This window comes from Pseudomonas sp. HY13-MNA-CIBAN-0226 (assembly GCF_040310305.1).
Classification (GTDB): Bacteria; Pseudomonadota; Gammaproteobacteria; order Pseudomonadales; family Pseudomonadaceae; genus Aquipseudomonas; species Aquipseudomonas gregormendelii.
Window position 1 is genome coordinate 36,531 of sequence record NZ_JBEOPS010000023.1, and the last position, 23,697, is coordinate 60,227.

At 60.4% G+C, this 23,697-nt stretch carries 23 protein-coding genes, 1 tRNA gene and 1 pseudogene; 11 read left to right on the forward strand and 14 right to left on the reverse strand.

All coding sequences use genetic code 11. The features are described from left to right. Window positions 1-12: 12 nt before the first annotated feature. On the forward strand, window positions 13-1,218 hold the full coding sequence (locus AAEZ05_RS22945) for a hypothetical protein (RefSeq protein WP_236695846.1): 1,206 nt from the start codon (window positions 13-15) through the stop codon (window positions 1,216-1,218). A 153-nt stretch (window positions 1,219-1,371) separates the two neighbouring features. On the opposite strand, the gene AAEZ05_RS22950 is transcribed toward AAEZ05_RS22945, so the two are convergent. The 6 genes and pseudogenes from AAEZ05_RS22950 to AAEZ05_RS22975 form a co-directional block, all read right to left on the reverse strand. Continuing rightward, window positions 1,372-1,445, reverse strand: a tRNA-Gly gene (locus tag AAEZ05_RS22950). A 165-nt stretch (window positions 1,446-1,610) separates the two neighbouring features. Then, window positions 1,611-2,495: an alpha/beta fold hydrolase gene (locus AAEZ05_RS22955; RefSeq protein WP_045058799.1), complete on the reverse strand. Its 885-nt coding sequence runs from the start codon at window positions 2,493-2,495 to the stop codon at window positions 1,611-1,613. 314 nt (window positions 2,496-2,809) lie between these two features. Continuing rightward, a complete protein-coding gene (locus tag AAEZ05_RS22960) occupies window positions 2,810-3,502 on the reverse strand; it encodes a pseudouridine synthase (protein WP_350648999.1) in 693 nt (230 codons plus the stop codon). Window positions 3,503-3,534: 32 nt separating this feature from the next. After that, window positions 3,535-3,753: a cysteine-rich CWC family protein gene (locus AAEZ05_RS22965; protein ID WP_045058797.1), complete on the reverse strand. Its 219-nt coding sequence runs from the start codon at window positions 3,751-3,753 to the stop codon at window positions 3,535-3,537. Next, window positions 3,746-5,245, reverse strand: coding sequence for a sensor domain-containing diguanylate cyclase (locus AAEZ05_RS22970; protein WP_045058796.1), 1,500 nt, complete (start codon window positions 5,243-5,245; stop codon window positions 3,746-3,748). The genes AAEZ05_RS22965 and AAEZ05_RS22970 overlap by 8 nt, the downstream gene beginning before the upstream one ends. Before the next feature lie 172 nt (window positions 5,246-5,417). Further along, window positions 5,418-5,719 (reverse strand): annotated as a pseudogene (locus AAEZ05_RS22975) (allophanate hydrolase-related protein); the annotation flags it as partial. Between the two features lie 151 nt (window positions 5,720-5,870). Between AAEZ05_RS22975 and AAEZ05_RS22980 the strand changes: the two are divergent. Then, window positions 5,871-6,314: a hypothetical protein gene (locus AAEZ05_RS22980; protein WP_205891851.1), complete on the forward strand. Its 444-nt coding sequence runs from the start codon at window positions 5,871-5,873 to the stop codon at window positions 6,312-6,314. Window positions 6,315-6,654: 340 nt separating this feature from the next. On the opposite strand, the gene dspII is transcribed toward AAEZ05_RS22980, so the two are convergent. After that, window positions 6,655-7,767 (reverse strand): enoyl-CoA hydratase/isomerase DspII, encoded by a 1,113-nt coding sequence (dspII, locus tag AAEZ05_RS22985; RefSeq protein WP_350598503.1) that lies wholly within the window; start codon window positions 7,765-7,767, stop codon window positions 6,655-6,657. A gap of 132 nt (window positions 7,768-7,899) precedes the next feature. Here dspII and ung point away from each other — a divergent pair, with 132 nt between their 5' ends. After that, window positions 7,900-8,592 carry a uracil-DNA glycosylase gene (gene ung, locus AAEZ05_RS22990; protein WP_045058786.1) on the forward strand — a complete coding sequence of 231 codons (693 nt, stop codon included), beginning with the start codon at window positions 7,900-7,902 and terminating at the stop codon, window positions 8,590-8,592. Here ung and AAEZ05_RS22995 read toward each other — a convergent pair. Genes AAEZ05_RS22995 through AAEZ05_RS23010 form a run of 4 tightly spaced genes read right to left on the reverse strand, consistent with a single transcriptional unit; the run spans window position 8,589 to window position 12,624 of the window. Then, window positions 8,589-9,623 (reverse strand): AbrB family transcriptional regulator, encoded by a 1,035-nt coding sequence (locus AAEZ05_RS22995; RefSeq protein WP_350598505.1) that lies wholly within the window; start codon window positions 9,621-9,623, stop codon window positions 8,589-8,591. The two genes, ung and AAEZ05_RS22995, sit on opposite strands and share 4 nt — an antisense overlap. Further along, the gene (locus AAEZ05_RS23000; protein WP_350598507.1) at window positions 9,616-11,130 is read right to left on the reverse strand and encodes a tripartite tricarboxylate transporter permease; all 1,515 of its coding nucleotides are present in this window, start codon (window positions 11,128-11,130) and stop codon (window positions 9,616-9,618) included. Before AAEZ05_RS23000 ends, AAEZ05_RS22995 begins: the two co-directional genes overlap by 8 nt. Before the next feature lies 1 nt (window position 11,131). Next, window positions 11,132-11,590: a tripartite tricarboxylate transporter TctB family protein gene (locus tag AAEZ05_RS23005; RefSeq protein ID WP_045058783.1), complete on the reverse strand. Its 459-nt coding sequence runs from the start codon at window positions 11,588-11,590 to the stop codon at window positions 11,132-11,134. Window positions 11,591-11,646: 56 nt separating this feature from the next. Continuing rightward, window positions 11,647-12,624 carry a Bug family tripartite tricarboxylate transporter substrate binding protein gene (locus AAEZ05_RS23010; RefSeq protein WP_350649000.1) on the reverse strand — a complete coding sequence of 326 codons (978 nt, stop codon included), beginning with the start codon at window positions 12,622-12,624 and terminating at the stop codon, window positions 11,647-11,649. A gap of 378 nt (window positions 12,625-13,002) precedes the next feature. Here AAEZ05_RS23010 and tctD point away from each other — a divergent pair, with 378 nt between their 5' ends. Further along, complete coding sequence (tctD, locus tag AAEZ05_RS23015; protein ID WP_350649002.1) at window positions 13,003-13,674, forward strand: two-component system response regulator TctD; 672 nt, start codon at window positions 13,003-13,005, stop codon at window positions 13,672-13,674. After that, window positions 13,667-15,052, forward strand: a complete 1,386-nt coding sequence (gene tctE / locus AAEZ05_RS23020; RefSeq protein WP_045058780.1) for a two-component system sensor histidine kinase TctE — start codon at window positions 13,667-13,669, stop codon at window positions 15,050-15,052. The genes tctD and tctE overlap by 8 nt, the downstream gene beginning before the upstream one ends. Before the next feature lie 38 nt (window positions 15,053-15,090). On the opposite strand, the gene AAEZ05_RS23025 is transcribed toward tctE, so the two are convergent. Next, a complete protein-coding gene (locus tag AAEZ05_RS23025) occupies window positions 15,091-15,912 on the reverse strand; it encodes an HDOD domain-containing protein (protein WP_045058779.1) in 822 nt (273 codons plus the stop codon). A gap of 38 nt (window positions 15,913-15,950) precedes the next feature. Beyond that, window positions 15,951-16,892, reverse strand: coding sequence for a CAF17-like 4Fe-4S cluster assembly/insertion protein YgfZ (gene ygfZ, locus AAEZ05_RS23030; protein ID WP_045058778.1), 942 nt, complete (start codon window positions 16,890-16,892; stop codon window positions 15,951-15,953). 149 nt (window positions 16,893-17,041) lie between these two features. Here ygfZ and AAEZ05_RS23035 point away from each other — a divergent pair, with 149 nt between their 5' ends. After that, window positions 17,042-17,296: an FAD assembly factor SdhE gene (locus tag AAEZ05_RS23035; RefSeq protein WP_045058777.1), complete on the forward strand. Its 255-nt coding sequence runs from the start codon at window positions 17,042-17,044 to the stop codon at window positions 17,294-17,296. After that, on the forward strand, window positions 17,280-17,732 hold the full coding sequence (locus AAEZ05_RS23040) for a protein YgfX (protein WP_082069149.1): 453 nt from the start codon (window positions 17,280-17,282) through the stop codon (window positions 17,730-17,732). Before AAEZ05_RS23035 ends, AAEZ05_RS23040 begins: the two co-directional genes overlap by 17 nt. Here AAEZ05_RS23040 and nadB read toward each other — a convergent pair. Further along, window positions 17,701-19,317, reverse strand: coding sequence for an L-aspartate oxidase (nadB, locus tag AAEZ05_RS23045; RefSeq protein WP_045058776.1), 1,617 nt, complete (start codon window positions 19,315-19,317; stop codon window positions 17,701-17,703). The genes AAEZ05_RS23040 and nadB overlap by 32 nt on opposite strands. A 559-nt stretch (window positions 19,318-19,876) precedes the next feature. On the opposite strand from nadB, the gene rpoE reads away from it, so the two are divergent. From rpoE to AAEZ05_RS23065, 4 genes are all read left to right on the forward strand, one after another. Beyond that, window positions 19,877-20,458 carry an RNA polymerase sigma factor RpoE/AlgU gene (gene rpoE / locus AAEZ05_RS23050; RefSeq protein WP_007944079.1) on the forward strand — a complete coding sequence of 194 codons (582 nt, stop codon included), beginning with the start codon at window positions 19,877-19,879 and terminating at the stop codon, window positions 20,456-20,458. Between the two features lie 31 nt (window positions 20,459-20,489). Beyond that, entirely contained in the window at window positions 20,490-21,077 is a 588-nt protein-coding gene (locus tag AAEZ05_RS23055; protein WP_045058775.1) for a sigma-E factor negative regulatory protein, read from the forward strand. Window positions 21,078-21,085: 8 nt separating this feature from the next. Then, complete coding sequence (locus tag AAEZ05_RS23060) at window positions 21,086-22,042, forward strand: MucB/RseB C-terminal domain-containing protein (protein ID WP_045058774.1); 957 nt, start codon at window positions 21,086-21,088, stop codon at window positions 22,040-22,042. A 181-nt stretch (window positions 22,043-22,223) separates the two neighbouring features. Then, window positions 22,224-23,657: a DegQ family serine endoprotease gene (locus AAEZ05_RS23065; protein ID WP_045058773.1), complete on the forward strand. Its 1,434-nt coding sequence runs from the start codon at window positions 22,224-22,226 to the stop codon at window positions 23,655-23,657. Window positions 23,658-23,697: the final 40 nt, after the last annotated feature.

Genomic DNA, 23,697 nt, shown 5'->3' on the forward strand with positions numbered 1-23,697 from the left:
AATATGAAATCGATGAACAAGAAACAAATCATCATCGCCGCCGCGGTCGCCGGCGTGGTGATCCTCGGCATTGTCGGCTCGATGCTGTCCAGTGCCGGAAAAAAGGAAACCCTGGGTTATTACGACGAACTCAAGGAACAGTTTTTCCTTGAGAACGTGCTGAACGAAGGGGACGTATCCTATTCGTTCTGGTCCGGCAACCTCACTGTGGAGGCCCCGGAGATCCGCCTGGTCGCCGCCAATACCAATGGCGCTGACAAATTCCTCAAGAGCATGATGGGCATGCTCGCCGGTCTCAACGCCAATACGGCGGAAAGCGGCCTGGCCGCCTGGTCCCGCTACCTGATCACCTCCACCACCGGTGGCGGCAAAGCGGGTGGCGTGTACCTCAAGGCCGATGCCCTGAAGGTCAGTCGCTCCGGCGACAGCAAGGACGGCGAGATCCACGTCCAGTTGCTGGGCCTGGACCTGAGCAATCCCTACCTCTCGCAGAAAGGTGGTGACGTAGTACTGGTGTCGGAGGTGGCAGACGAAATCCAGCCGCGGGCCGAGGTCGATCAGTACGGTCGCGTCGTCAGCTCAAACTTCTCGTGGGGCAGCAACATGGTCGCCCGCCTGCCGTTTACCGGTGCGTTCATCAGCGCTGCTACCGGCGATATCGGCACCAAGGTCGACCTGGATTTCACCCTCAAGCGCTCCGATGACGGTGAAGGCTCGATGAAATTCGTGGTAGTACACCGCAACGACGGCAGTGAAGTCGGGCGCATCGTACGCGAGGCTTCATTCGCCTCGATACCGCCGCTGGACGACGTCCAGGAACAGCTCAAGGCGGCGTTCAGCGGCTTCATCGTCGGCGCCTACAGCACCTCCACCGGGCAAACCGTCATCGCCGAAGCCGTGGGCAACTTCGCGCGCAAAGCCAAGGTGGCCAGCTACTCGCTGACCTACAAGGGCTTTGATGAACTCAAGGATGGCTTCGACGAATACCAGGCCGCGACCAAGCAGAAGGAGTTCGCCGGTTACTGCGCAGCGGCCGGCCTGTCAACGTTCCAGAACGACTTCGGCGCCAAGGCCAAGCAGCACAGCGACTCGGAATGCGCGATTGCGCAAAAGCTGGTTGCCGATGGCAAGTTCAAGGAGGCGTACAGCTTCAAGGAAGACAAGTCGTTGTTCGCGGGGTTGTTTGTGAGCAAGAGCTATACGCTTGAGACGGACTGATTGAGCTGGGTGCTGCGCTTGGGCGCCTGGTTCTCCAGGTGTCCGGGTGTGGTGCCGGGGAATCTGTGGAAATAAAAAAACCGGCCATCAAGGCCGGTTTTTTTCTTTACGTGCATCTCCCGTCAAAACAACAACGCGAGTGCGAAATCCGAGTGGAGCGGGTGAAGGGAATCGAACCCTCGTTATCAGCTTGGGAAGCTGGAGTAATGCCATTATACGACACCCGCTCAGAGCGGCTGACTTTGTACCAGATGTGCGCGCGGAAATGAAGTTTTTCTTTAAGTGCAAGGCTTTAGTACAGGTGAAACCGTTCAAAAAAACCATACGGCGGTCAATCGCGGGCAAGCCTTGCTCCTGCACAGCGGGAGGGGCTTGCTCGCGATGACTCTGTTTCAGATTGCCAGTGCATGGTGATCCTGGACGTAGTGGTAACGGGTTCGGCTTTCATGTTGCGCGGGTTTGAGGAAGCCGAGCAGGGCGTTGCGGCTGTCGCGGCAGGCAGCCTTGTGTTCCATGTCGAGGAAGTGGCCGGTCGCCTCCAGAGTGGTAAAGGTGCTGTGCTGCACGTGGTTGGCGAACAGTTGCGCGCCGTCGGCGGCGGTGTATTCGTCCCATTCGCCATTCATGAACAGCACCGGCACCTTGATCTTCTCTGACGCCTTGAGGAAGCACTGGCGGTCACTGTTGAGCAGGTCGCTGATGTGGAAGTGCATCTGCCCGTACTCGTGCTCGGCCAGGCTGCTGACGTGGCGGTAGTTGAAGCGCTTGAACAGCGTTGGCAGGTGCTTGCCGATGGTGCTGTTGACCAGGTTGCCGACACGGTCGCCGTCACGGCTGCCGAGGTAGTCGATGCCGCGCTCGAGGTAGTCGAGCATGTGCGCATTGATCTCCGGGGAGAACGAGCTGATCACGGCTTTTTCGATGCGCCGTGGCTGCTGCGCGAGCGCCACCAGGGTGGCGGCGCCGCCCCAGGAGAACGACAGCACGTGTTCGGCGGCGAAGTGATCGATCAGCTCCAGCAGGATCTGCCCTTCGACTTCCTTGGTCAGCAATTTCTCGTGCAGGTTGTGGGCCTTCGACTTGCCCGCGTAGGGCTGGTCGTAGCAGACCACGTTGAACTGCGGATGCAGGTTTTTCACGGTTTGTGCAAACGACGCAGTCGTGGCCATCGAGCCGTTGACCAAGATGATGGTCTTCTCTGCGGCGTCTGCGCGATAGAACTCCGTGTAAACCCGATACTGACCTTGTATATCCAGCACAGCGATTTCTGGCCTCATGTCATAAGACTCCTGGCAAGCGGGTATGCGCGCAAATGAGATTGCACGAGCTTTGTGACAGGTAGGCATATGCCTGGAATTTTGCGAGGCCCATGTCGATCCGGTAAGGCAGGTCGACGGGTATTATTATTGGCGGGCAGTTTGCTGGTCTGAGGCGGAACCTGAGGGTTCACTAACCGGCAAAAAGTTTCTTAGAAGTATGTTGTGACTCATCAGTCACATTTCGGCTGACGACCTGATTCAAGCAGGGGCGAAGGCATCGCGCAAGTACCTTTGGCAAATTGTTCGACAACTTCTGCTCAGCGGTAGCCCGCTTAGATCATTTCGATCTCTTGGGCACTCAGCGGGCGGTATTCCCCCGGGTTCAACGAGCTGTCGAGCACCAGCGGCCCCATGCGCTCGCGGTGCAGGCGCAGCACTTTGTTGTCGAAGTGGCCGAACATGCGCTTCACCTGGTGATACCGACCTTCGACGATGCTCAGGCGTGCCGACCTGGGGCCAAGCACCTCCAGGTTGGCGGGCAGGGTGGTCAGGTCTTCGAACGCGAAGTACAGGCCCTCGGTAAACTTGCGCGCATATTCGGGGCCGATCAGTTGCTCGGTCTCGACGTAATAGACCTTGGGCAGTTTGGTCTGGGGCTGGGTCAGGCGCCGCGACCAGCTGCCGTCGTTGGTGATGAGCATCAGGCCGGTGGTGTTGAAGTCCAGGCGACCGGCGATGTGCAAGTCCTCCTTGTCCGGCTCGTGGATCAGGTCGAGGACGGTCGGGTGCTCCGGGTCGCGGGTAGCGCTGACGCAGCCAGGGGGTTTGTGCAGCATGTAGTGACGCACGGGCTTGCCAGGCTGTAACACCGCGCCATCGACTTCGACCCGGCTGAATTCGCGGACTTCGGCGTGCGGGTCGCTGACGATACTGCCATCGATGCGCACGCGTTTTTCCACCAGCAACAGGCGCACCTGCTTGCGGTTGAAGCACGGCAGATTGCTGAGAAAACGGTCTACACGCATGACGGGGCGTCGGCAGGAAAAGGCCGCGTATCTTACGTGATCGGCCGGGCGCCTGCTTGCAGTTGCGCCTCGACGCCGGCGCAGCGGGGGCACAGGCAGGTGGCGTTGCGCAGTTCGGCGGGCAAGGCTTCAAGCACTGCCGGGTCGATGCTGACGCCGTAGCACCAGCAGGCCCGTGCGGCGGTGCGCGGGTCGGCCAGGGTGCAATCGTTGGGCGCACCGCAGGCCGGGCAGGTATCTGGTTTATTCATGAACGGTGTGTGGACTGCTTGAGTGGGATAGCACGCAGGTGCGGTTGCGGCCGGTTTGCTTGGCCCGATACATCGCATGATCCGCCCGGGACAGCAATGTGTGCAAGGTGTCGTCAGGTTGCAGGGTGGTGAGGCCGATGCTCACGGTCAGCTTCAGCGAATGACCGTTATAGGCATAGTCCTGCTGCTCGACGTGCCGGCGGATTTTCTCGGCGATCATCTGGCCAGTCTCGCCATCGGTGTCTTTGAGCAACACAATGAACTCTTCGCCGCCCCAGCGGCAGACGATGTCGGAATGGCGCAGGCAGCTTTCCAGGTCCCGGGCAAAGCCGATCAGTACCTGGTCGCCGGCGAGGTGGCCATAGGTGTCGTTCAACGCCTTGAAATGGTCCAGGTCGAGCAGCAACGCGGTCAGCGGTTTCGGCTCGCGCTGCGCTTCATGCATGGCTTGCGCGGCCAGCAGATCGAAGCCGCGTCGGTTGGGCAGGTCGGTCAGGCTGTCGAGGGTGGCCTGGGCGTGGATGCGGCGCTGGTAGCGCTTGATCACACGGTTCAGCAGGGCCAGCACGATCAGGGTGACGAGCAGGCAGATCAGCAAATTGAGGTACAGCGAATGACGAATTTCGCTCAGTGCGCCGTCTTCGCGCTTTTCGACGAACAGGTACCAGTTGAGCTCCGGAATAAACCGCACGTTGAGGAAATGGCCCTCGCCCTGGACCGAGTACTCGTAGCTGCCGCTGTTGGGTTTGGGCAGTTGGCTGACGAGGCTCTTCATGCTGTCGAGTTCGCTCAGGGTCTGCCCGATGTGCGCGCCTTGAGGCCCGCCTTCTGCGCCGGTCAGCACCAGGCGGCCGAAGGTGTCGACGAAGTACACGCTGCGTTGATAGCGCTGCTGGTAGCGGTCGATCAGCTTGATCACCGCATCGACGGTCAGGCCGACGCCTGCTGCGCCGATGAATCGGTTGTTGTAGTCATAGACCTTGTAGTTGATGAAGAAGGTCAGGTTGTCCTTGTTGGCCAGGTCCGGATCGACGTTGATCTCGTAGGGCTCGGCCATGTCGCGCACGCGAAAGTACCAGGCATCGCGGGGCTCGGTGACCTTGATCTGCTTGAGCACGCCTTTGGCGTGGTAGTAGGTGAGGCTGGCGTTGGAGACGAAAAACGCGGTGTAGGCACCGTAGTGCGTCATCACTTCATTGAGGTAGCGGGTCATCTGCTCGGGGTTCTGCTCGCCGTCCACCACCCAGTCTCGCATGAAGGTGTCGCGGGACATCATCGAGGAAATCAGGATCGGCCGGACCAGGTCTTTCTGGATTTCCGAATAGACGGTGTCCGATGTCAGCGGCAGCTCGGTGTTGACGATGCTGTCGCGGATCGACGCGCGCGAGGCGTAATAGCTGAGCAAGGACGTGGCCAGGAAGCCGGCGCCGAGCAAGGCAATCAGGGTGAAAACCAATGAACGTTGCGAATACAGCGGCGAGCGAAGCGGCATGACAATTCCGTTGGCAATGATCCGGTGCAAAACATTCTAAAGGCACTGCGGGGAAATAACTGTGGGATTTGCAGGGTGAATTGGTAAGGATCAGGACGGGTGGTGGCAGGGAGGGTGTCATTGCGGGCAAGCCTTGCTCCTACAAGAGCGGGCTTGCTCGCGAAGCGTGAGGTCACTGCCGATCTGTCAGATACGCACGCCATCCGCCACAATGGCTGATGTCGACTGCGCCTTCCAGGCCATAACTTTCACAGATAAATCCGCTCTCCCAACGGCCATCTGCCAACTGCACTTTACCCAGGCCCAAAGGCGCCGGGATGCCGGTGAGGAACGAGCCCAGTTCGCTGCTCGGTAATTCCCAGACCTCTACCGCAATGGCTGAGCGCCGCCCACCACCAGCCTGGCGCGATCATTGCGGGCGACCGGGGTTGGTGCAGGTGCATCGTCGAAATGCTGGAAGGCCTGGGCCATAGATGACGAACCTTTCATCGGCGAGATGTTTCAACGTATTGCAAGGCCGCACCAGATTCCGGAATCGATGTCTGATCTATCGACAGTCACCGAATAATTGACTGTCGCCTGCCAGCGTCGCTGGTGTGGCTCACTCGCGGTCCAGGAGGCCGCCATGCTCTCTCGAATAAAACTGCGAATTCTTCTGATTGCTGCGTTGGGATTGTCAGTGGGCGCCTGCGTGCCCTATTCCGATGGAGGAGGCAGCTACTACAGTTCCGAGGTCTACACCTCGCCCGCGCCTGCCTACTATTCCGGCGGCACTTACTACTCGGGAGGCGGCGGTTATTACACCCAGCCGCGCCGCTACTACGCACCGCCTGCGCGGTATTACCAGCCGACTCCGCGGCATTATTACCAGCCACGGGTCTACCAGCCCGCACCGCGTTATTACCACTCGTCACCACGGGCCGATTATCGGGCTCAACAGCGGCACGGCTGGGATGGACCTAATCGTGGCGGCGGCAACAATGACTATCGCGGCGGCGGACGCCACGGTGGGCGTGGCGACCATAATGGTCGCGGTGATCACGATGGCCGCGGTGGCCGCAACCGCTGAAACCCCGAAGGAGCGGATTGCCGGCAACGGATTGCCGGCAATCTACGATGTATCTGATACACCGCCAGCTGTATTACATGCGACTGATACACCGCCATCTGTATTGCTATGCGTCTGATACACCGCCCCCGTGTCACATGCGTCTGATATACCGCCATCTGAATGGCTGCGCATCGGATACACCACACCCGTAGGAGCTGCCGAAGGCTGCGATCTTTTGATCTTCTGCGTCAAAATGGGCGCCGAAGGCAAAAGATCGCAGCCTTCGGCAGCTCCTACGGGTTAAACGGGCATACCAGCGTTGCTGGCACCGCCAGAAAATCGGCTCCTGCAATTGTTTTCAGTATTCCGAGAGATCCGCCAGCGGATGGCGCCCTTCCCAAACCTTCTTGAAATGCGCATCGACTACCGCCTCCGGCACATTATTGATATCAGGCCAGTGCCAATGCGGCTTCTGGTCCTTTTCGATCAATCGCGCCCGCACCCCCTCACTGAATTCCGGATGACGGCAGCAGTTCAGGCTCAGGGTGTATTCCATCTGGAATACCTGCGCCAGCGACATGTGCCGCGCGCGGGCAATCTGTTCCCACACCAGGTGCGCAGTCAGCGGCGAGCCTTCGCTCATGGTCTTGGCAGCCCGGCTGAGCAGCGGGTCGCTGTGGTCGCTCTGCTGGCTGATGGCTTTCCAGGCACAGCGCACGTCACTGACATCCAGCAGCTCATCGATCTGCTGACGGCGAGGTAACCATTGCGCCTCGGGCATCTGCGCCAGGGCTTGCTGTTGCAAGGCCTTGAGCAGGCTGTTGAGCTGCATGGCGGTCTGTTCCTGCCAGTTGATCTGCAACAGCCCTTCCAGTAACGCTTCCTGTTGCTCATCGAGCAGGAAGCGGTCAGCCAGGTCGAGGTCGATCGCATCGCGAGCATTCATGTGCGCGCCTGTCAGCCCTAGAAACAGGCCGAGCTTGCCCGGCAGGCGCGACAGGAACCAGCTGGCGCCAACGTCCGGATACAGGCCGATGCTGATTTCCGGCATTGCCAGGCGGCTGCTCGGCGTAACAATGCGCAGGCTTGCGCCTTGCAACAGGCCCATGCCACCACCGAGTACGTAACCATGGCCCCAGCAGATCAGTGGCTTGGGATAAGTATGCAGGTTGAAATCGAGGCGATATTCCGCCGCGAAAAAATGCGCGGCGAGGGGCGGTACTTCGCCCGGTTGCGCGCGGCAGGCTTCCACCAGGCTGCGCACCTCGCCACCGGCACAGAACGCCTTCGCACCGTTTCCGCGCAACAGGACGCAGACGATTTGCGGCTCCTTGGCCCAGGCGTCCAGTTGCTGACTCAATGCGTTGATCATCGGCAGGGACAGGGCATTCAGGGATTTTTCGGCATCCAGGGTGGCCACGCCGATGCGTGCGCCGTCGGTACCGGTGAGTTCTTCGAAGTGCAGATTCATCGTGACCTCGATCAGGAATTTGAGCGTTCAGTATGATCGCTGTGCAGGAAAGTGCCGGATCTGCGTCAGATCAATTGACAAGTGTGAGCGGCCTTCTTAGGGTTCCCCCCATTGTTTTTGCCGGGTGTAACCATGACTGCTGACGACCGTATCAAACTCGAACCGAGCTGGAAGGAGGCACTGCGTGCTGAGTTCGACCAGCCTTACATGGCAGAGTTGCGCAATTTCCTGCAGCAGGAGCGGGCGGCGGGCAAGGAGATCTATCCGCCTGGCCCGATGATTTTCAATGCGCTCAATTCGACGCCCCTGGATAAAGTCAAAGTCGTGATTCTCGGGCAGGATCCGTACCACGGCCCGGGTCAGGCCCACGGCCTGTGCTTCTCGGTGCAACCGGGCGTGCCGGCGCCACCATCGCTGGTCAACATCTACAAAGAGCTCAAGCGCGACCTGAACATTGATATCCCCAACCACGGCTATTTGCAGAGCTGGGCCGATCAAGGCGTGCTGATGCTCAACACCACCATGACGGTTGAGCGCGCCAATGCCAATGCGCACAAGGACAAGGGCTGGCAGTTTTTCACCGACCGGATCATTGAACTGGTCAGCCTCCATCAGCCGCATCTGGTGTTCATGCTCTGGGGCGCCCATGCCCAGAGCAAGCAGAAGCTGATCGATGCGACCAAGCACCTGGTGCTGACATCGGTGCATCCGTCGCCTTTGTCGGCCTATCGCGGGTTTCTCGGTTGCGGGCACTTCAGCCGTACCAACAAGTTTCTGGAACAGAACGGCGAAGCGCCCATCGAGTGGCGGTTGCCGCCGGTCTAATCAGGATTGCGATTCCAGTACTTGAACAACGGCTCCGCCAGAAACAGCACAAACAACAACCGCATCACCTGCATCGCCGTCACCAGTGGCACCGACAGCTGCAGGGTCTCGGCAGTCAGGCTCATCTCGGCAATCCCGCCGGGCATCATCCCCAGGGTCAGCGAACGCAAGTCCAGATGGGTCAAGGCACTGAGCCCCAGTGCCGCCAGTGTCGCGATCAGCATGGTCAGCACGGTGGCTATCAAGGTGCGGCCCATGAACGAGGGTGCCCGGCGGAAAAATTGCCGGTTGAAGTGGCAGCCCAGTCCGCTGCCGATCAGCCATTGGCCGATCTGACTGCCACCATCGGGTAAACCGATGTGCAGGTCCCAGCCAATGCTCACTGCCGAAGTGACCAGCAACGGGCCGAAAAGCCAAGGGTTGGGTTGCCGCAGAAAATCCCAGACCCAGGCGGCCATGGCGCCTGCCGGAAAGAGCAGGGCCAGCCACCACCAGCTGACAGCCGCCGGATGGAAAACCGGTGCGCCGTCACCCAGCAGATACTTGAATGCCGCTGGTACGCACAGCACCACTACCAGCACTCGCAGACTCTGCCCTGCAGCGACACGGCTCAACACTGCGCCATTGCGCGCACCGAGGTTGACCATTTCGCCGGAGCCGCCGGGCATGCTGGAGAAGAACGCGGTGGCGCGATCTTCGCCCGTCCGGCGCATCAGCCAGACGCCGACCACGGCGGACAGACTGGTGACCAGTGCGCCAAAAAATATCAGGCCGAAGTGGCTCAGCACCTGCTCCATCACCAGCGGGGTGAAGTGCAGGCCGATACCAATGCCGATGATCCACTGGCCGCATTTACGCCCGCCAGGGATCTCTGCCAACTGCCACGGCGTCAGGCAGCGCACCAGGATGATCGCCAGCAGCGAGCCGACCATCCACGGCAGCGGCCAGCCCACCAGACTGGCGAGGTAACCGCCCAGCGCGCCAACCAGCGGCGTACCCCACCAGGCGTTGAGGGGTGCTCGATCAGGCATCGGCGACTGCGCGACGAGCGACCGAACGTTTGCGCCAGATCCGCAGCAACGGCATCAACAGCATCAGCGCCGTCAGTATCCACACCCCGAAGGTGATCGGGCTGGACCAGAGGATTTCCAGCGCTCCGTTGGAGATCGACAGGGCGCGACGCAGGTTCTGCTCCATCAAACCGCCGAGGATGAACCCCAGCAGTACCGGCGACAGCGGGAAGTCCAGCTTGCGCAGGATGTAGCCGAAGATGCCGATGGCGATCATCAGGAACAGGTCGAAGGTGGTGGCGTGCACCGCGTAGACGCCGATCCCGGTAATGATGGCGATCACCGGCACCAGTGCCCAGTTCGGCACGGCAAGGATGCGGGTGAATATGCGGATCATCGGGATGTTGAGGATCACCAGCATGATGTTGGCGACGAACAGTGACGCGATCAGCCCCCAGACGATGTCTGGCTGTTGCTGGAACAGCAGCGGGCCTGGGGTGATGTTGTACAGCGACAGGGCGCCGATCATCACGGCCGTGGTGCCTGAGCCGGGAACACCCAGGGTCAGCATCGGCACCAGCGCGCCGCAGGCCGAAGCACCGATGGCCGTTTCCGGTGCCGCCAGGCCGCGCATGTCGCCCTGGCCGAACGTACCCTTGGCCCCGGCAATGCGTTTTTCGGTCATGTAGGCCACGGCGCTGGCGAGGGTGGCCCCGGCACCTGGCAGCACGCCCATGATGAAGCCAAGCAGGCCGCACCGGATGTTCACCGCGAACACCGCCGACGCTTCCTTGAAGTTGAACATCATGCGCCCGGTGGCTTTTACCGCTTCCTGGCCGCGGTGGGTTTTTTCCAGCAGCAGCAGGATTTCGCTGATGGAGAACAGGCCCAGCACCAGCACCACGAACTGAATGCCATCGGTCAGGTGGATGTTATCCCCGGTGAACCGGTACACACCGCTGTTGGCGTCGATGCCGACGGTCGACAGGAACAGGCCGATCAGTGCCGCAATAAACGTCTTCAACGGTCGGTCGCCAGCCATGCCGCCGAGGCAGACAATCGCGAACACCATCAGGACGAAGTATTCCGCCGGGCCGAAGGCAATTGCCCATTTCGCCAGCAGCGGCGCGAACAACACCATGCCGCAGGTGGCGATGAACGCGCCGATGAAAGAACTCCACGCCGAGAGCGACAGTGCAACGCCGGCCAGGCCCTTGCGCGCCATCGGGTAACCGTCGAGGGTGGTCATCACGGTGGAGGCCTCACCCGGGATGTTCAGCAGGATCGAGCTGATCCGGCCGCCGTATTCGCAACCCAGGTACACCGCCGCGAGCAGGATCAGCGCCGACTCCGGCGGCAGGCCGAGGGCGAACGCGATCGGGATCAGCAAGGCCACGCCGTTGATCGGGCCCAGGCCCGGCAACAGGCCGACGACGGTGCCTATCAGGGTGCCACACAGTGCAGTCACCAGGTTATACGGGCTCAGCGCGACGCCGAACCCCTGGCCCAAATAGCCAAAAGTATCCATATCAGTTCTCCAGAACGTCGAGCAGGCCCAGTGGCAACGGCACGTCCATCAACTTGTCGAACAGCAGGTAGAGACCAACGCTCATCAGCGTCGTCACCACGATGCTCGGCCACCAGCGACCGCCGTACAGGCGAGCCATCGGAATACCGATCAGGATGCTGCTAAGGATGAAGCCCAGCGGTTCGAACAGGCCGGCGAAGATCAGCAGCAGCACGATGCAGATGCCGATCTTGTTCAGGGTTTCGCGATCGAGCTTAGGGTCATCGTCGCTGTGTACGATCGGCGTCGGACGGAACAGCATGTACAGCAGGCCCAAGCCCATCAGCCCGAGCATCAGCAGGGGAAAGGCCCGTGGGCCGACCGGCTCGTAGGAAAAAGCGGCCTGATATGGCCATGCCATCAGTGCCAGGCCGACGCAGGCCAGCAACAGCACCGCAGCAAAAATGCGTTGTAAGAGCATGGGAAACTCCTTGGCTGCGACCCCGGGGCGGGGTCGCAACCGCTAGACAAGGACGATCACTGGATCAGGCCGAACTCTTTGGCCAGCACTTTGTAGTCCGCGACCTGCTTCTTCACGTAGGTGTCCAGCTCGGGGCCGGTCATGGCGAAGGGGAAGAGTTCACGCTGATCGCGCAGCTTGGCGAACTCATCGGACGCCAGCAGTTTGTCGAAGGCGTCTTTCCACCAGGCGTAATCCTCGTCACTGACCTTCGGCCCGAGGTAGAAGCCGCGAACCACTGGCCAGACGATGTCGTAGCCTTGCTCCTTGGCGGTCGGAATGTCTTTCATTTCCGGCTCGTCCAGGCGCTGCTCGGAGAACACCGCCAACAGGCGCATGTCGCCGCTCTGGATGTGCGGCATGGAGTCGGAGATGTCGGTGCTGCCGACCTGGATATGCCCGCCCAGCAACGCCGTGGCGATTTCACCGCCACCTTCGAGGGCCACGTAACGCAGGTCGCGCGGGTTGATCCCGGCGGCCTTGGCGATCAGCGCGGTCTGCATCCAGTCCTGGCTGCCCACGGTGCCGCCGGAGCCGATCACTACCTTGCTCGGGTCTTTTTTCAGCGCCTGGACCAGATCGTCGAGGGTCTTGTAGGGCGAATCGCTTTTCACTGCGATCGCGCCATAGCTGGTACCGACCGCCGCCAGCCAGCGCACCGCGCTCTCGTCGAAACGACCAAACTTGCCCTGGGCCAGGTTCAGCAGGGAACCACTTGACCACGCCACCAGCGTGCCGGCATCGGCCGGGCGCTGGGCAACCACCGCGTTGTACGCCACTGCGCCGACTCCGCCGGGCATGTAGGTCACGCGCATCGGTTTGCTCAGCAGTTTCTGGTTCACCAGGGCGCTCTGTACCAGCTTGCACGTCAGGTCAAAACCGCCGCCGGGCGAGGCGGGGGCGATGCATTCCGGGCGCTTGGGCTCGGCCATGATTTGTCCAGCAAAGAGTATGCAGCTGGCGGCGAGGGCGAAACGGCGCAGTGATCGATTCATGGTGTCTCCAGGGGAGTTATTGTTTTTGGAATGATTCAGGCGAAGCAATTTCGCACCATGCAAATGGTGTCGATAAGCGTTGGGGAGCGAAGGATGGGACGAGACAGGTCAGCCTGGCGGCGTGTAAACGGCATGGTGCAGTACCTCGTTTATTGTTCTTATTGGCGAAAACGCTTCAAGGCGTTTTTCGGGAGCTACATTTCAAAGCACGGGGTGATGGCTTGCAGTCGAAACCGTCCGTCGGCCGACTGTAACGGGCCAACCTTTCGCCAACCTTTCAGCGTGCTTTCACGGTTTTGCTGCTTCACAGCGCCGGATCGGGCTGTAAACTTCGCGCCAAAGAATGGCGTCGACCATCCCTGAATGAGGTAAAGATCCATGCGTGTTCTGCTCGTCGAAGACCACTTGCAGCTTGCCGAAAGTGTCGCCCAGGCGCTGAAAAGCACGGGGCTGACCGTGGACGTACTACACGATGGCGTGGCCGCAGACCTGGCACTGAGCAGCGAGGACTACGCCATGGCGATCCTCGACGTCGGGTTGCCACGCATGGATGGCTTCGAGGTGTTGGCGCGCCTGCGCTCCCGGGGTAAGAACCTGCCGGTGCTGATGTTGACGGCCCGCAGCGACGTCAAGGATCGGGTGCATGGCCTCAACCTGGGCGCCGACGATTATCTGGCCAAGCCCTTTGAGCTGACCGAGCTCGAGGCACGGGTCAAGGCCCTGCTGCGCCGCAGCGTGCTGGGTGGCGAGCGCCAGCAGACTTGCGGTGTGCTGTCCTACGACCTGGACACTCGACGCTTCACCCTTGGAGAGGAGTTGCTCACCCTGACCTCGCGCGAACAAGCGGTGCTCGAGGCGCTGATCGCCCGGCCGGGGCGGGTGATGAGCAAGGAACAACTGGCCTCCCAGGTGTTCGGCCTGGACGAGGAAGCCAGCCCCGACGCGATCGAAATCTACGTGCACCGCCTGCGCAAGAAACTCGACGGCCAGTCGGTCGCCATCGTGACGTTCCGCGGCCTCGGGTACTTGCTGGAAAGCCGCGATGCATAAGCCCAGCAGCCTGCGCTGGCGGTTGTTGTGGAACCTGGCGCTGTTGCTGGTGGTGTTGATGCTGGCCAGTGGATTGAGCGCTTACTGGAATGGTCGCGAGGCCGCCGATACGGCCTATGACCGCACCTTGCTGGCCTCGGCGCGTACCATCGCTGCGGGGGTCTCCCAGGTCGACGGCACCCTCAGCGCCGACGTGCCCTATGTGGCGCTCGATACCTTCGCCTACGACAGCGCCGGGCGAATTTTCTACCTGGTCAACGACATCAACCAGAAACTGATCTCCGGCTATGAAAACCTTCCTCCACCGCCCCCGGGTACCCCGCGCACCGACGATTACCCGGCGCTTGCGCGGTTCTACAACGCCAAGTATCAGGGCCAGAATGTTCGCGTGGTCAGCCTGCTCAAGCCGGTCAGCGAGCCGAACATGAACGGCATGGCGGAGATTCGGGTCGCGGAAACCGATGAAGCCAGGGTCGACATGGCCCGCAGCCTCGCGGCGGACACCCTGCTGCGCCTGGGCATGCTGGCAATCGGAGCGCTGTTGATGGTGTGGTTTGCCGTCAGCGCTGCGCTGCGGCCCCTGGAACGCTTGCGCACTGCCGTGGAAGAGCGTCAGCCGGACGATTTGCGGCCACTGCCACTGGTGGAGGTTCAGCACGAATTATGGCCGCTGGTGCGCGCGCTCAACCATTTCACCGAACGCCTGCGCGGGCAGTTCGAGCGCCAGGCGCAATTTATCGCCGATGCCGCGCACGAATTGCGCACTCCGCTGGCGGCGCTCAAGGCACGTTTGGAACTGGGCTTGCGGGCAACCGAACCGCAAACCTGGCGCAGCACCCTGGAAACCGCAGCCCAGGGCACCGACCGCCTGACCCATCTGGCGAACCAGCTGCTGTCACTGGCCAGGGTGGAGAACGGCGCCCGGGCGATCGCCGAGGGCGGTGCGCAGTTGCTCGATCTCAGCCAACTGGCCCGGGAGCTGGGCATGGCCATGGCGCCTCTTGCCCATGCTCGCGGGGTGGCGCTGGCCCTGGAAGCAGACGAACCGGTGTGGTTGCGCGGCGAACCCACGCTGTTGAACGAGCTGCTGAGTAATCTGGTAGACAACGCGCTGGCCCACACGCCATCGGGCGGCAATGTGATTCTGCGGGTCACTGCGCCGGCGGTGCTGGAGGTCGAGGACGATGGCCCGGGAATTCCCCTTGAAGAGCGTGAGCGGGTATTCGAACGATTTTACCGACGCAATCAGCAGGTCGCCGGGTCGGGACTGGGCCTGGCGATTGTCGGTGAGATCTGCCGTGCGCACCTGGCACAAATCAGTCTGCACGATGGCGAGCACTCGGGCTTGAAGGTTCGGGTGAGTTTCGTCGCGGGATAAAGGTTGCGCAGTGGCCCCAGGGTTACTGAGCACAAGGCTCAGTAAAACATCGACCGCGACTCTTCCAGATCCCTGCACAGCGTCTCGTTCTGCGGGTCAATCCCCATTTTCCGGAACGCCGGCACTTCAAGGGCATCGACTCGCGAGAGCGGGTGATTGCTGTTCTTGTGGCAGTACAAGCTGGCGACCTGCACCAGGTCGACATAGTCCAGGCGTTCGGAATCGCGCTGCAGATCCAGGTACAGCCGGGGAATCTGCACCAGCTTCTCGGGAAAATCCCAGACCTTGAGCAACTTTTCGCCGATCAGCGGATGGATCTGGTCGATGACGTGATTGAGGCTCACCGCGTCGGCCAGCAACTCATTGTGATCTTCGGCATACGTCAGGATCGGCAGCACGCCGATCTGGTGCACCAGCCCGCCAAGAGCGGCCTGGTCCGGCTTGAGTTGGGTGTAGCGACGGCACAGTGCATAGCTGACGCCGGCGATTTCCAGGCTCTTGTGCCAGACTTCGCGCATTTTCTGCTCGACCACCTCGGAACGGGCGTTGAAGATCTGCTCCATGACCAGGCCAATCGCGAGGTTGCTGCTGTAGTTGACGCCCAGGCGGGTGATCGCCGTGTGCAGGTCAGTGACTTCCTGAGTGGCGCGTAGCAACGGGCTGTTGACCACCTTGATCAGGCGCGCCGACAACGCCGTATCGCGGCCAATCACCTTGCCGAGGGCACTGACACTGATTTCCGGGTCTTCGGCAGCCTTGCGAATCTGCAAGGCCACTTCGGGCAACGTAGGCAGAACCAGGTCATCGTTGTCGATGGCCGCAACCAAATCCTGTTGGACCTTTTCCGCCAGCTTGCTCATTTTGTCTATCCAGGAGGGTATTGCGAGAGGTGCTGCCTTTAGCGCTGGATTTCGCGGTCGCGATCCAGCTCGTAAGGCAGGTCAAGCAAGGTCAGGGCAGGCCCTTCGAGGCTGCCCAGGTGAACATCACCACCTTCCGCTGCTTCGGCCTGCAATACTGCCAGTAGTTCAATGTCTTGGCCTGCCTGTGCCGCGATCACCACTTCGCCTATGGCGCTGGCGTGGCTGGGGGAAAACAGCGGCGCGCCGGGCTCCGGCAATGCATCGCCAGTCAGTTGCAGGCGATACAGCCGGCGCTTTAGCTTGCCCAGGTACTGCATGCGCGCGACGATTTCCTGGCCGGTGTAGCAACCTTTCTTGAAACTCACCCCACCGATGGCTTGCAGGTTCAGCATCTGCGGGATAAACAGCTCGCGGGTGCCCGCCATGACCTGGCCAATCCCGGCGCGAATCTGGCCCAGCAGCCATTGATTGAGTTCGCCTTCAGCCAGTACGGCAGCCAGCTGTTGCTTCACGGCAGCGGCCTGATTGGCAGCCACCCAGAGTTCGGCGCGGTCAGGCGAAACCCTGATGGCGACGAGACCGCCGTGGCGCGCGACACTGTCGGTGACTGCCGGCAGGTCTAAACCCTGGGCGTTCAGTGCAGCGTCGCCATGCTCCAGGCCAAAGCGGACCCAGGCGGCGCTTTCGTCGGTCAATTTGGATTTGGAAAACACGGCGTATTTTTTAAGGTCCGCCAACTGCGGCTCCAGCAGTTCGCTCGCCATGGCCATGAGCACGCCGTCTCCTTCCAGCAGGATGCGGAAACTCGATTGCATCCGACCTTTTTGCGTGCAGCGCGCGCCCAGGCTGGCCTGGGTATCACTCAGGTAGTTGAGGTTGCAGGTCAACTGGCCTTGCAGGAATTTACTGGCGTCCGCGCCTCGGACCGCGAGTACGCCTTCGTGAGACAGGGTGCAAAAAAAAGCAGAATCGGCCATGAGTCATCGCAGGGTAAAGAGTCTGGAGGACATCATAAGGGTGTGCCCTCGAAATGGGTAGTTTACAAAAGCCTGATCGCGCCCGACCAAAGCCGAGTGTCCCGCCGGGCACGGGGCTGTATACTTGCGGCCTATTTGAGGAGCGCTCCATGGTCGAAAATGTTGAACTCAATCGCCTCTACTGGCACAGCCGCCGCGGCATGCTTGAACTTGACGTGTTGCTGGTGCCCTTCGTCAAAGAGGTTTATCCGCATCTGAACCAAGTCGACCGCGACTGCTACGTCCGGTTGCTCGAGTGTGAAGACCAGGACATGTTCGGCTGGTTCATGGAACGCGCTGAATCGGAAGACCCGGAGCTGCAGCGCATGGTCCGGATGATCCTGGATCGTGTCCAGCCCAAGTAACCTGTTTGAATGCCGCTGGCACGCCTCACGGCAGCTGCTGGCGGCCTATCTGCTGGCGCAGCTGCTCGCGCTGGTTTCGTTGTTCCTGCTCTCCATTCCACTCTGGGCCACTGCGCTTGGGGTGCTGCTGTGCGTGGCCCACGGTGCGTGGGTCTTGCCTAGGCAGATTCTGTTGAGTCATCCCCAGGCGTTTCGCGGGCTGCGTCGAGATGCCGATGGCTGGCAGTTGTGGAATGAGGCCAGGGGCTGGCAGCCGGTGCAGTTGCGCCCGGACAGCCTGGCGCTGCCACTGATCGTGGTGTTGCGCTTTCGCCTGCGAGGCGAGAGAAGGGTCCGATCAGTGTGCGTACCCCGGGATTCGCAGGCGGTAGATGTGCACCGCCGCCTGCGGGTGCGGTTGAGGTTCAGTCGACGTAGGTGGGCGGCACCAGAATAGTGTCCAGCGCCACCGGCAACAGGTTCGGGTAGTCGAGCGTGTAGTGCAGACCGCGGCTTTCCTTGCGTTCCATGGCCGAGCGGATCATCAGCTCGGCCACCTGGGCCAGGTTGCGCAACTCGATCAGGTCCCGGCTGACTTTATAGTTGCTGTAGAACTCGTCGATCTCATCAAGCAGCAAACGTACCCGGTGCTGGGCGCGCTGCAGACGCTTGTTGGTGCGCACGATGCCGACGTAGTCCCACATGAAACGGCGCAGTTCATCCCAGTTGTGCGCAATGATCACGTCCTCGTCCGAATCGGTGACCTGGCTGGCATCCCAGACCGGCAGGTCGATCGGGATCGACACTGCAGGCAGCTGTTTTAGAATGTCCGCCGCCGCTGACCGTGCGTACACAAAGCATTCCAGCAGCGAGTTGCTGGCCATGCGGTTAGCGCCGTGCAGCCCGGTGAAGCTGGTTTCGCCGATGGCATACAGGCCTGGGACATCGGTGCGACCGTGCTGGTCGACCATCACCCCGCCGCACGTGTAGTGCGCAGCCGGTACCACGGGGATCGGCTGTTTGGTGATGTCGATGGAGAATTCGAGGCAGCGTTCGTACACTGTCGGGAAGTGGCTCTTGATGAACGCTTCCGGCTTGTGGCTGATGTCCAGGTAGACGCAGTCCACCCCCAGGCGCTTCATTTCATGATCGATGGCCCGTGCCACGATGTCCCGGGGCGCGAGTTCGGCACGCGGGTCGAAACGCTGCATGAAACGTTCGCCGTTGGGCAGTTTCAGGTGCGCACCTTCGCCGCGCAGGGCTTCTGTCACCAGAAAGCTCTTGGCTTGCGGGTGATACAGGCAAGTCGGATGGAACTGGTTGAACTCCAGGTTGGCCACCCGGCAGCCCGAGCGCCACGCCATTGCAATCCCGTCACCGCAGGCGCCATCGGGATTGCTGGTGTAGAGGTAGACCTTGGCGGCACCACCAGACGCGAGGATCACAAACCGCGCACCGTAGGTGTCGACTTCCCCGGTGCCGCGGTTGAGCACGTAGGCACCCAGGCAGCGATCGCCGGCCAGGCCCAGGCGTTTTTCGGTGATCAGGTCGACCGCCACCCGCTGTTCCAGCAGTTCAATGTTCGGTCTTTGCCGGGCCTGGGCGAGCAGGGTGCGGAAAATTGCAGCGCCGGTTGCATCGGCGGCGTGGATGATGCGCCGATGGCTGTGACCGCCTTCGCGGGTCAAATGGAATTCAAATCCGCCATCTTCAGTGCCCGACTGCTCGTCACGGGTAAAGGGCACGCCCTGGTCGATCAGCCATTGAATGGCTTCCTTGCTGTGCTCGACGGTAAAACGCACGGCATCTTCATGGCACAACCCGCCGCCGGCGTTGAGGGTGTCATCAACGTGGGATTCGACAGTATCGGTATCGTCCAGCACTGCAGCGACCCCGCCCTGGGCCCAGAATGTCGAGCCGTTGGCGAGGTCGCCCTTGCTCAAAACGGCGATGCGCAAATCACCAGGCAAGGTCAGCGCCAGGCTCAAGCCTGCAGCGCCGCTGCCTATTACCAGAACATCGTGTTGAAACTGTTGGCTCATTTCAGAATTCCGCACAAAGCGACCCGAGTCGGGGTTGGCGCAAGACTCCGCAACGGCAAGTCAAGGCAGCCACACAGCCCACTAGTATATAGAGGGGGGGAGCGGCACAATAGCCGAGGCGGCATGGCATTGTGAAACTACGATGACAGGAAAAGTCGGACGCTTCGTCGGATGGTTTTTTCACCGGTTCGGCGACAGCATGACTGTATCGTGGATTTAACAGTCGTTTTCTGCTCGAATTCGCCCATTGCTGTTGGTGCAAGGCTATAAATAATTGGAACTTTTGCCAAAGTGCCAAGATCAATAGACCGTTGCCCGATTCAAGGGACAGTGTCGGCTTCAGTGCAGGATCTGTGTTCAGAGGCCTGCCACGTGAATCCGGCGACAAGATTATTCGCGCAGCCGGGTTGACCCGCGCTGCGCTTTTCGTGCGTGCCAAATCAGAGCCCGCAGGAAACTTGCTTGGAGGGGGAGAACTTTTGCGAAAAGCCCGAGTCTATGTTTGCAAGTCTGGTCGTTTAGTTATGCAAGCCTCCTTCGAGCTTATCGAGGAGTGTTCATGCTAACCCAGGAAGAGGATCAGCAGCTGGTCGAGCGCGTTCAGCGTGGCGACAAGCGAGCTTTCGATCTGCTGGTGCTGAAGTATCAGCACAAAATTCTCGGGTTGATCGTGCGTTTCGTGCACGACACCCATGAAGCCCAGGATGTGGCACAGGAAGCCTTTATCAAGGCGTACCGTGCACTTGGTAATTTTCGCGGAGACAGCGCGTTTTACACGTGGCTTTACCGCATCGCCATTAACACGGCGAAGAACTATCTGGTTTCACGCGGCCGCCGGCCGCCGGATAGCGATGTCAGTTCCGAAGATGCAGAGTTCTACGATGGCGATCATGGCCTGAAGGATCTCGAGTCCCCAGAACGCGCATTGCTGCGGGATGAGATCGAAGGCACCGTCCATCGGACCATCCAGCAACTGCCAGAAGATTTGCGTACGGCCTTAACTTTACGTGAATTCGATGGTCTGAGTTACGAGGACATTGCAGCAGTCATGCAATGTCCGGTGGGTACCGTGCGCTCCCGGATTTTTCGCGCTCGGGAAGCCATCGATAAAGCCCTGCAGCCGTTGTTGCAGGAAAACTAAAGACAGCGGCGACAGCCAAGAGAGGAACGCCATGAGTCGTGAAGCCCTGCAGGAATCGCTGTCCGCAGTGATGGATAACGAAGCGGACGAACTGGAATTGCGTCGGGTGTTGAATGCCTTCGACGATGTTGAAACCCGTGAAACCTGGGCTCGTTATCAAATCGCTCGGGCAGTCATGCACAAGGATCTGCTGCTTCCACGCCTGGATATTGCGGCGGCCGTCTCGGCAGCCTTGGCTGACGAAACCGTACCGGCAAAAGCCACCCGTGGTCCATGGCGTAGCCTGGGTCGCCTGGCAGTAGCTGCCTCCGTGACCGTGGCCGTTCTGGCCGGTGTTCGCCTGTACAACCAGGACGAGATCGCCGGTGTGGAATTGGCACAGCAGTCCAACCAGCCTGGCTTGGCCGTTCCTCAGGTCAAAGGCCCAGCGGTATTGGCAGGCTATAGTGAAAGTTCTGAAGCGAATGGCCCTATGGCCAATGGCGTGCTGCAAGGTCAGCCAGGCTGGCACGACCAGCGTCTGCCGACCTACCTGCGCCAACACGCTCAGGAAGCTGCGTTAAAAGGTACTGAAAGCGCACTGCCATACGCTCGTGCAGCAAGCCTGGAAAACCGTTAAGGAGGATCATGCGCGCCATACCTCTACTTTCGCTTCTGCTCAGTGGCTGGTTCATTGTTCCAGCCCACGCGGATGAAGCCCAGGACTGGTTGACCCGGCTGGGCCATGCCGAGCAGACGCAAAGCTTTAACGGTACTTTTGTCTACGAGCGTAACGGTAGTTTTTCTACCCACAACATCTGGCATCGTGTCCAGGATGGCAAGGTCCGCGAGCGTCTACTCCAGCTCGACGGCTCGGCTCAGGAAGTCGTACGTGTTGATGGGCGTACTCAATGCGTCAGCGGCACCCTGATTGCAGGGCTTGGGGAATCCTCCAAGTCTGCTGCTCGTGCACTTGATCCACAAAAGCTCAAGAACTGGTATGAAATTGCCGTGATCGGCAAATCGCGTGTGGCCGGGCGTCCAGCAGTGATTGTTGCGCTGACGCCGCGGGATCAGCATCGCTACGGTTTCGAGCTGCATCTTGATAAGGAAACCGGCCTGCCACTCAAATCATTGTTGTTGAATGATAAGGGGCAGTTGCTGGAACGCTTCCAGTTCACCCAGCTCAATACTTCCGACGTACCTTCCGACAGTGATTTGCAAGCGGGCGCCGACTGCAAGATGATTGTCGCCGATGGCGACAAGACTTCTGCAGCGAACGTTGCGCAAGCCTGGCGTTCGGATTGGTTGCCGCCTGGGTTTGAACTGGTCAGCAGCTCTGCACACAAGGATCTCCAGACGAAGACTCAGGTCAGCAGCCTGATGTATGACGACGGCCTGTCTCGATTTTCGGTATTCCTGGAACCTCTGAACGGTGCAACCGTGACTGACACACGCACGCAGTTGGGGCCTACTGTGGCGGTTTCGCGGCGCTTGACCACGCCTGAGGGCGAAATCATGGTAACGGTCGTCGGTGAGATTCCGATTGGCACCGCTGAGCGAATCGCGCTGTCCATGCGCACTGATGCCACTGCAGCCAAGTAGTGAGTCGATAGCGAAATGTTTCGTGAGCATTTCAGTTTGCAAAACACTCCAGAATTTTTTATAGGTCACAGCCTCTCGGCTCTGGCCTTGTTTGTTGTTCCCGGAACAAAAATACCGGCGTATCTTTCCCGGTGTTCCTTGCTCCATATCGCTTAATCATGCTCGTTGTAACGGGAGCCGTATGTCGATACCACGCTTGAAGTCTTACCTTTCCATTGTCGCCACTGTGCTGGTGCTCGGGCAGGCCGTCGCCGTACAGGCGGTCGAGTTGCCTGACTTTACCCAACTGGTCGAGCAAGCCTCGCCCGCTGTGGTCAACATCAGTACCACGCAAAAATTGCCGGACCGCAAAGTATCTGCCGAGGACATGCCCGACCTCGAAGGCCTGCCGCCCATGCTGCGCGAGTTTTTTGAACGCGGCATGCCGCAGCCACGCTCGCCGCGCTCGCCAAGGGGCGATCGCCAGCAGGCGCAATCCCTGGGCTCGGGGTTCATCATCTCGTCTGACGGCTACATTCTCACCAATAACCACGTGATCGCCGATGCCGACGAGATTCTCGTGCGGCTTGCCGATCGTAGCGAACTGAAAGCCAAGCTGGTCGGCACCGATCCACGTTCCGACGTGGCCCTGCTGAAGATCGAAGGCAAGGACCTGCCCGTTCTGAAACTGGGCAAGTCCCAGGACCTGAAGGCGGGCCAGTGGGTGGTTGCCATCGGTTCGCCGTTCGGCTTTGACCACACCGTGACCCAAGGCATCGTCAGCGCCATTGGTCGCAGCCTGCCGAACGAAAACTATGTGCCATTCATCCAGACCGACGTGCCGATCAACCCGGGTAACTCCGGTGGTCCGCTGTTCAACCTGAACGGTGAAGTGGTGGGGATCAACTCGCAGATCTACACCCGCTCCGGTGGCTTCATGGGCGTTTCGTTCGCCATCCCGATCGATGTGGCCATGGATGTGTCCAACCAGCTGAAAAGCGGTGGCAAGGTCAGCCGCGGCTGGCTGGGCGTTGTCATTCAGGAAGTGAACAAGGATCTTGCCGAGTCGTTTGGCCTGGATAAGCCGGCCGGAGCACTGGTTGCGCAGATCCAGGATGACGGCCCTGCTGCCAAGGGCGACCTGCGGGTCGGCGACGTGATCCTCACCATGAACGGTCAACCGATCGTCATGTCTGCGGACCTGCCGCACCTGGTGGGCGCGCTGAAGGCAGGTTCCAAGGCCAACCTCGAAGTGATCCGTGACGGCAAACGCCAGAATGTGGAACTGATCGTTGGCGCGATCCCGGAAGAAGGCAAAGAGCTGGAGACCCTGGCTAAATCCGGCGTCGAGCGCAGCAGCAATCGCCTGGGTGTCTCGGTAGCCGAGCTGACTGCCGAGCAGAAGAAAACCTACGACCTCAAGGGTGGCGTGATCATCAAGGAAGTCCAGGACGGTCCTGCTTCGCTGATCGGCTTGCAGCCCAATGATGTGATCACTCACCTGAACAACCAGGCGATCGGTTCCACCAAGGAGTTCACCGAGATCGCCAAGGCGCTGCCGAAGAATCGTTCGGTGTCGATGCGAGTCCTGCGTCAGGGTCGTGCCAGCTTCATCACCTTCAAGCTGGCGGAATAACACCGGTTGTTGGCTGAATGAAAAACCGCCTCGAGAGAGG

Coding starts and splice junctions, on each gene's coding strand:
- AAEZ05_RS22945 (WP_236695846.1), top strand. CDS start 13: ATGAACAAGAAACAAATCATCATCGCCGCCGCGGTCGCCGGCGTGGTG.
- AAEZ05_RS22955 (WP_045058799.1), bottom strand. CDS start 2,495: ATGAGGCCAGAAATCGCTGTGCTGGATATACAAGGTCAGTATCGGGTT.
- AAEZ05_RS22960 (WP_350648999.1), bottom strand. CDS start 3,502: ATGCGTGTAGACCGTTTTCTCAGCAATCTGCCGTGCTTCAACCGCAAG.
- AAEZ05_RS22965 (WP_045058797.1), bottom strand. CDS start 3,753: ATGAATAAACCAGATACCTGCCCGGCCTGCGGTGCGCCCAACGATTGC.
- AAEZ05_RS22970 (WP_045058796.1), bottom strand. CDS start 5,245: ATGCCGCTTCGCTCGCCGCTGTATTCGCAACGTTCATTGGTTTTCACC.
- AAEZ05_RS22980 (WP_205891851.1), top strand. CDS start 5,871: ATGCTCTCTCGAATAAAACTGCGAATTCTTCTGATTGCTGCGTTGGGA.
- dspII (WP_350598503.1), bottom strand. CDS start 7,767: ATGAATCTGCACTTCGAAGAACTCACCGGTACCGACGGCGCACGCATC.
- ung (WP_045058786.1), top strand. CDS start 7,900: ATGACTGCTGACGACCGTATCAAACTCGAACCGAGCTGGAAGGAGGCA.
- AAEZ05_RS22995 (WP_350598505.1), bottom strand. CDS start 9,623: ATGCCTGATCGAGCACCCCTCAACGCCTGGTGGGGTACGCCGCTGGTT.
- AAEZ05_RS23000 (WP_350598507.1), bottom strand. CDS start 11,130: ATGGATACTTTTGGCTATTTGGGCCAGGGGTTCGGCGTCGCGCTGAGC.
- AAEZ05_RS23005 (WP_045058783.1), bottom strand. CDS start 11,590: ATGCTCTTACAACGCATTTTTGCTGCGGTGCTGTTGCTGGCCTGCGTC.
- AAEZ05_RS23010 (WP_350649000.1), bottom strand. CDS start 12,624: ATGAATCGATCACTGCGCCGTTTCGCCCTCGCCGCCAGCTGCATACTC.
- tctD (WP_350649002.1), top strand. CDS start 13,003: ATGCGTGTTCTGCTCGTCGAAGACCACTTGCAGCTTGCCGAAAGTGTC.
- tctE (WP_045058780.1), top strand. CDS start 13,667: ATGCATAAGCCCAGCAGCCTGCGCTGGCGGTTGTTGTGGAACCTGGCG.
- AAEZ05_RS23025 (WP_045058779.1), bottom strand. CDS start 15,912: ATGAGCAAGCTGGCGGAAAAGGTCCAACAGGATTTGGTTGCGGCCATC.
- ygfZ (WP_045058778.1), bottom strand. CDS start 16,892: ATGGCCGATTCTGCTTTTTTTTGCACCCTGTCTCACGAAGGCGTACTC.
- AAEZ05_RS23035 (WP_045058777.1), top strand. CDS start 17,042: ATGGTCGAAAATGTTGAACTCAATCGCCTCTACTGGCACAGCCGCCGC.
- nadB (WP_045058776.1), bottom strand. CDS start 19,317: ATGAGCCAACAGTTTCAACACGATGTTCTGGTAATAGGCAGCGGCGCT.
- rpoE (WP_007944079.1), top strand. CDS start 19,877: ATGCTAACCCAGGAAGAGGATCAGCAGCTGGTCGAGCGCGTTCAGCGT.
- AAEZ05_RS23055 (WP_045058775.1), top strand. CDS start 20,490: ATGAGTCGTGAAGCCCTGCAGGAATCGCTGTCCGCAGTGATGGATAAC.
- AAEZ05_RS23060 (WP_045058774.1), top strand. CDS start 21,086: ATGCGCGCCATACCTCTACTTTCGCTTCTGCTCAGTGGCTGGTTCATT.
- AAEZ05_RS23065 (WP_045058773.1), top strand. CDS start 22,224: ATGTCGATACCACGCTTGAAGTCTTACCTTTCCATTGTCGCCACTGTG.